Origin of the sequence: Neoroseomonas rubea, assembly GCF_016106015.1 — a bacterium.
GTDB classification, from domain to species: Bacteria; Pseudomonadota; Alphaproteobacteria; order Acetobacterales; family Acetobacteraceae; genus Neoroseomonas; species Neoroseomonas rubea.
This window is the reverse complement of sequence record NZ_JACADQ010000304.1, coordinates 1-5,240: the sequence shown is the minus strand read 5'-3', so window position 1 is coordinate 5,240 and position 5,240 is coordinate 1. Positions and strand designations below refer to the sequence as shown.

The window sequence follows — 5,240 nt, the reverse complement described above, 5'->3', positions numbered from 1 at the left end:
GCGCGCCCCGAATGCGCCGCGTGCGACGCTGGTCGAGGCCGTCGCGCGCCCGCCGCTCGAGGTCGGCCAGGGCGTGGCGGTGCGCCTCGCGGCGCGGCAGGAGGCTTGGTTCCGCCTGCCGGCCGGCGGGCAGGACCTCCTCGTCGTCACGCGCAACCTCGGCCGTGGCACTGACACCGTGCTGGTGCTGCACGACGCGAATGGCCGCGAGATCCAGGACGATGACGATGGCGGGGACGAGCAGCTCTCCTCGCGGCTCGAAATCCCCTCCGGCCAGCGGCGCCCCTTGTTCGTGCGGGCGCGCAACCTCTCCGGTCCCGGCAGCTTCGAGATCGCGGTCCTGCCCGACACCACCCCGCCGGCGCCGCCCTTCCCGGGCAGCCTGCGCGAGGCCGCGGCGGCGCCCGCCCTCGCGATCGGGCAATCGATGCCGCTGCGCCTGCGTCGCGGGCAGGTCGCCTTCTTCCGGCTCCCCGAGGGCGACATCGCCGTCGAGACGCGGAACCTGCGTCGCGGCGCGGACACGGTGCTCGCGGTGCTCGACGCCAATGGCGAGGAACTCGCCGAGGATGATGATGGCGGCGGTGGCCTCGCCTCCCGCCTCGAGGTCGCGGCGCGCGACCGCCGGCCGCTGTTCGTCCGTGCCCGCCTGCTGGGCGATGGCGGTGGGGAGTTTGACCTTGTTGTGGAGGCCGATACGCCCGTCGCGGCGACCTTCCCGACCTCGGTCGACGCCGCGCGGAACGCGGCGCCCTTGCAGCCGGGAACGCCCGTCCAGATCCGCCTGCGCCGAGGCCAGGTGGCGGTCTTCGCCCTGCCGGCGGGCTCCTTTGTCGCGACGACGCGGCGGCTCGTCGACGGCACGGACACCGTGCTCGAACTGATCGAGGCGGATGGTCGCGTGATCGCCGAGGACGACGATGGCGGCGAGGAATCGCTCGCCTCGCGGCTGGTCATCGACTCGGCCCGCAAGGGCGATGTCTATCTCCGCGCCAGCGTGCTCGGCGGAGGGCGCGGCGGCTTCGACCTGGTGCTCCAGCCGGCGCGCTGACCCCGCGGTCAGCCGCCCTGGCGCGTCCGGCGCAGCCGGGAGGTGTCAAAGCCTTCGCGCGCCGCGATCGCCACCGCGGCGGCGTAGTCGGCATCCGACATCGCGCGTTCGCGCGACAGGATCCACAGGTAGTCCCGCCCCGGCGCGCCGACGACCGCCCAGCGATAGTCGGGTTCGAGCCCGATCACCCAGTAATCCCCGAAGAAGGGCCAGAAGAAGGACACGCGCAGCCGGTCGTTGCCCGGCGACGCGCTGCGCGCGACGCCTTCCGCCACGCGCTCGGCCCCGCCATCGAGCGCGTTGTTGCAGCGGTTCACGACGCTGACCCTGCCGTCCGGCCGGCGCGCGTAGGTCGCGCTGACCTCCTCGCACCGGACGCGTGCGCTGTCCTGGAACGAGGTCGGGAAGCGCGCGGCCTCGAACCAAACGCCCTCGTAGCGAACCAGGTCCACCTGCCCGACGGTCCGCGGCGTGCCGGGGCCGGGTTCGGTCGCGCAGCCGGCGAGCAGCAGCGCGGTGGCAAGCACGGTGCGCCTCATGCGTCGTCTCCCGGGATGGTGCCGGCGGGCAGGCCCAGGGCATGGTCGAGCACGCCGCCGGCGGTGGTGATCCACACCGACCCACGCCGCGCCGCCACATGCGCCAGCGCCCGGCGCAAGTGCCGCAGCCGGTAGGGCTGGCCGACCAAGTAGGGATGCAGCGCGATGCCCATCACCTGCGGCTGCCCGTCCTCCACCTGCCGCAGCCTTTCCTCGAAATCGTCCACGATCATATCGGCGAACTGCTCCGCCCCGTCCTTGCGCCCGACGATGGAGGGGATGTCGTTCACCTCCTGCGGGTAGGGAATGGCGAGCAACCGGCCGGCGCGCGCGCGCATCCAGATCGGTGCGTCGTCGGCGCACCAGTTCAGCGTGTAGGCGTAGCCGGCCTCCGCCAGCAAGTCGGGGGTCGTGCGGCTCTCGGCGATCCAGGGGGAAAGCCAGCCGCGCGGCGGCGCGCCCTCATGCCGCGTGATCGCCGCGGTGCTCTCGGCGACCAGGGCACGCTCCTCGGCCTCCGGCAGGACGGATTGGCGCTCGGAATTGGTCCGGCCATGGCCCGCGATCTCGTCCCCGCGGGCGCGATGGGCCGCGACAAGCGCGGGGGCGTAGTCGTACATCGCGCTGTTGAGCAGCACGGTCGCGGGGAAGCCGAACTCGTCCAGCAGCGCGATGAGCCGCCAGGCGCCGACCCGGTTGCCGTAGTCCCTCCAGGCGAAGTTCAGCACGTCCGGCTGCGGTCCGCCGGGCGCGAGCTCCGCGCCCAGCCCTTCGCCGAAGGCGAAGTGCTCGAGGTTGACGCCAAGATAGACGGCGAGCCGTGCCCCGTCCTGCCAGGCATAGGGCCGTCGCGCCGGCCAGGGGTGGTAGTCGTATCGGCCATGGGTCGGCAGCATCGCGGTCTCCTGTCAGCCCGGTGATGGGGCCGGCCTGTCCGATCGGCAAGACAGTCCCGGTGGCGGGGCGACCAGCGATCCCTTACAACGTCGCTATGGCTTCCGTTGCGCCGGGCGCGGAGACAGGTGCCGCCACCCTCCTTTCGGGGGAGGCGCGTGCCTCACGCGCCCGCCTGATTCCTCCCATCCTGCTCGGCCTCGGCATCGCGGCCTGCGGTGTCGCGCAGGCCTTCCTGATTGCCCGCCTGCTGGCGGCGCTGCTCGGCCATGGCGCGGCCGGCTGGGCCGACATCGCGGCGGCGGGGGTGCTGGCGCTGCTGATGGCGGCCCTCGGCATCGCGCAGGAGCGGGCGCAGCAGGCGGCGGGAGAGGAGGCGAAGGCGCGGCTGCGCGGCCGGATCTTCGGCCGCCTTCTTGCCGCCGGCCCGGCGGATGAGCGCGCGGTCGGCGAGAAAAGCGCTCTGGTGGTCGAGCGGGTCGAGGCGATGGAAGGCTATTTCGCCCGCTGGATCCCGGCGGCCATGCTGGCCGTGCTGGCACCGCTGCTCGTCGCCGGCGCGGCCGCGGCCGCCGATCCGCTCAGCGGCATGATCCTGCTCGGCGCCGGCCTGCTCGTACCCATCGCACAGGCCATCTCCGGCATCGGCGCGGGCCTTGCCAGCCGCCGTCAATTCGCCGCGCTGCAAAGGCTGTCCGGCCGGTTCCTGGACCGCATGCGCGGCCTGCCCGTTCTTGTCCTGCACAACCAGCAGGAGGCGGAGGCAGGCAGGCTGGGCGCCGCAGCCGAGGAACTCCGCGCGCGGACCATGCGCGTGCTGCGACTCGCCTTCGTCGCGACCGGGGCGATGGAACTGATCGTCGGCGTCGCGCTTGCCTCGCTCGCCTACCGGCACGGGCACCTGGTGTCCGGCACGCATCCGGCCCCCGTCGAGGCACTGTTCTGCCTGCTGCTCGTGCCGGTGTTCTTCGTGCCGCTCCGCGCCTTCGCCGGCGCCTATCACGAGCAACTCGCCGCGCGCGGGGCCGCCGCCGACCTCGCGCCGCTGCTCGCAGCCCCGGAGCCCGAGGGCCTGCTGCTGGAGGAAGTGCCGCCCAAGGTGACGGTCACGTTCCACGAGGTGCGCCTGACCTACGACGCGTCGCGCCCGCCGGCGCTCGACGGCCTGTCCTTCCGCGTCCTGCCGGGGGAGACGCTGCTGCTGACCGGTCCCTCCGGTTCGGGCAAGACGAGCGTGCTGCGCCTCCTGATGGGCTTCCGCCGTCCCGATGGCGGGCGCATTGCCATCAACGGTCACGACGTGACGCTGCTGCGGCCGGCGGAACTCCGCCGCCTCTCCTCCTATGTCGGGCAGCGCGCGCATATCTTCCGCGCCACCATCCGCGAGAACATCCGCTTCGCCCGCCCGGACGCCGAGGATGCGGCGGTGGAGGCAGCGGCGCGCGCGGCGCAGGTCACGGATTTCGCGGCCGAGCTGCCAAAGGGGCTCGACACGCTGGTCGGCGAGGGCGGCTTCGGCCTCTCGGGCGGCCAGGCGCAGCGCGTCGCGGTCGCACGGGCCTTCCTGCGCGACAGCCCGCTCGTGCTGCTGGACGAGCCGACATCCCATCTTGACCCGGGGACCGAAGCCGCGGTGCTGGACGCGCTGCGGCGGCTCTGCGTCGGGCGCACGGCGATCGTCGCGACGCATGCGCGGGCCGCGCGCGGCTATTTCGGGCGCACGTTCGACCTCGGCGCCTTGGCTGCCTCGGCCGACCGCATGGCGGGGAATTGATGGCGCGCGACCTGATCCGCATCCTCGGCCTGTGGTCGGCACGGCGCGGCTGGCTGCTCGCGGGCATCGTGGCGGCGATCTGCTCGACGCTGGCCGGGCTTGCGCTGCTCGTGCTCGCGGGGCGCGTCATCGCGGGGGCGGTGGTGGCCGGGCAGGCGGGTGCGACGCTGCTGACCGGCATCGGGCTCGCCGCGCTGGTCTGGCTGCGCCCGGTGATGCTGTTCCGCCCCGTCGCGCGCTACCTCGACCGGCTGGTGACGCATGAGGCGACCTTCCGGGCGCTCGCCGACATGCGAGTATGGTTCTTCCGGCGCCTGGCGGAAAGGCTGCCGAGCGGCCTCGGCCTGCGCGAGGCGGGTGATCTGCTCGGTCGCCTCGTGGCCGATGTCGAATCGCTCGACGGGCTCTACCTCCGCGTCATCGTGCCGGCGGCCTCGTCGCTTGCCGTCATCGTCGCCATGGCCCTGGTGGTCGGCGTGGCCGATCCCGGCTTGGCCGCGCTGCTCGCCCTGCCGCTGGTCGCCGCGCTCCTGTTGCCGCTGCTGCTCGCCCCGGCCGCGGCCCGGGCGGGGGAAGACACGGCGCGGGCGCAGGGCGCGCTGCGCAGCGCGGTGATCGATCCGCTGACGGGGCTCGAGGACACGCTCGCCGCAAATGGGGAAGGCCGCGCCGCCGCGCGGGTGGCGTTGGCCGGGGCCGCGCTGTCCACGGCGCAGCGCGCGCTCGCGCGGCGATCGGCACTGGGTGGTGCGTCCGGCGCGCTGCTCGTGCAGGTGGCGCTGCTCGGCAGCCTCGCCTGGGCGCTGGGCGCTGGCCAGGACGGGCTGGCGGCGGGGCTGATGGCGGTCTTCCTGGCCATCGCGGCGGCCGAGGCGCTGGGTCTTATGCCGCGCGCCGGGACCTCCCTCGCCGCGGCCGCCGCCGGCGCGCGGCGCCTGTTCGAGGCGGCGGACGCGCCTGCGCCGGTGGCCGAACCCGCCCG

At 74.0% G+C, this 5,240-nt stretch carries 5 protein-coding genes; 3 read left to right on the top strand and 2 right to left on the bottom strand.

The features are described 5' to 3' along the window. On the top strand, window positions 1–1,051 hold a 1,051-nt coding region (locus HW577_RS20295), incomplete at its 5' end, for a hypothetical protein (RefSeq protein WP_198377943.1). An 8-nt stretch (window positions 1,052–1,059) separates the two neighbouring features. On the opposite strand, the gene HW577_RS20290 is transcribed toward HW577_RS20295, so the two are convergent. Continuing rightward, the gene (locus tag HW577_RS20290) at window positions 1,060–1,590 is read right to left on the bottom strand and encodes a lipocalin family protein (RefSeq protein WP_198377942.1); all 531 of its coding nucleotides are present in this window, start codon (window positions 1,588–1,590) and stop codon (window positions 1,060–1,062) included. Further along, the gene (locus HW577_RS20285) at window positions 1,587–2,486 is read right to left on the bottom strand and encodes a polysaccharide deacetylase family protein (protein WP_198377941.1); all 900 of its coding nucleotides are present in this window, start codon (window positions 2,484–2,486) and stop codon (window positions 1,587–1,589) included. Before HW577_RS20285 ends, HW577_RS20290 begins: the two co-directional genes overlap by 4 nt. Before the next feature lie 95 nt (window positions 2,487–2,581). On the opposite strand from HW577_RS20285, the gene cydD reads away from it, so the two are divergent. Both cydD and HW577_RS20275 read left to right on the top strand, forming a co-directional pair. Continuing rightward, window positions 2,582–4,258, top strand: coding sequence for a thiol reductant ABC exporter subunit CydD (gene cydD / locus HW577_RS20280; protein ID WP_198377940.1), 1,677 nt, complete (start codon window positions 2,582–2,584; stop codon window positions 4,256–4,258). Next, the coding region (locus HW577_RS20275; RefSeq protein WP_474100252.1) for an ABC transporter domain-containing protein at window positions 4,258–5,240 on the top strand (983 nt) is incomplete at its 3' end. The genes cydD and HW577_RS20275, both read left to right, overlap by 1 nt.

What these genes read in the sequence shown, in the direction of transcription:
- cydD (WP_198377940.1), top strand. Translation starts at nt 2,582, where the DNA reads ATGGCTTCCGTTGCGCCGGGCGCGGAGACAGGTGCCGCCACCCTCCTT.
- HW577_RS20290 (WP_198377942.1), bottom strand. Translation starts at nt 1,590, where the DNA reads ATGAGGCGCACCGTGCTTGCCACCGCGCTGCTGCTCGCCGGCTGCGCG.
- HW577_RS20285 (WP_198377941.1), bottom strand. Translation starts at nt 2,486, where the DNA reads ATGCTGCCGACCCATGGCCGATACGACTACCACCCCTGGCCGGCGCGA.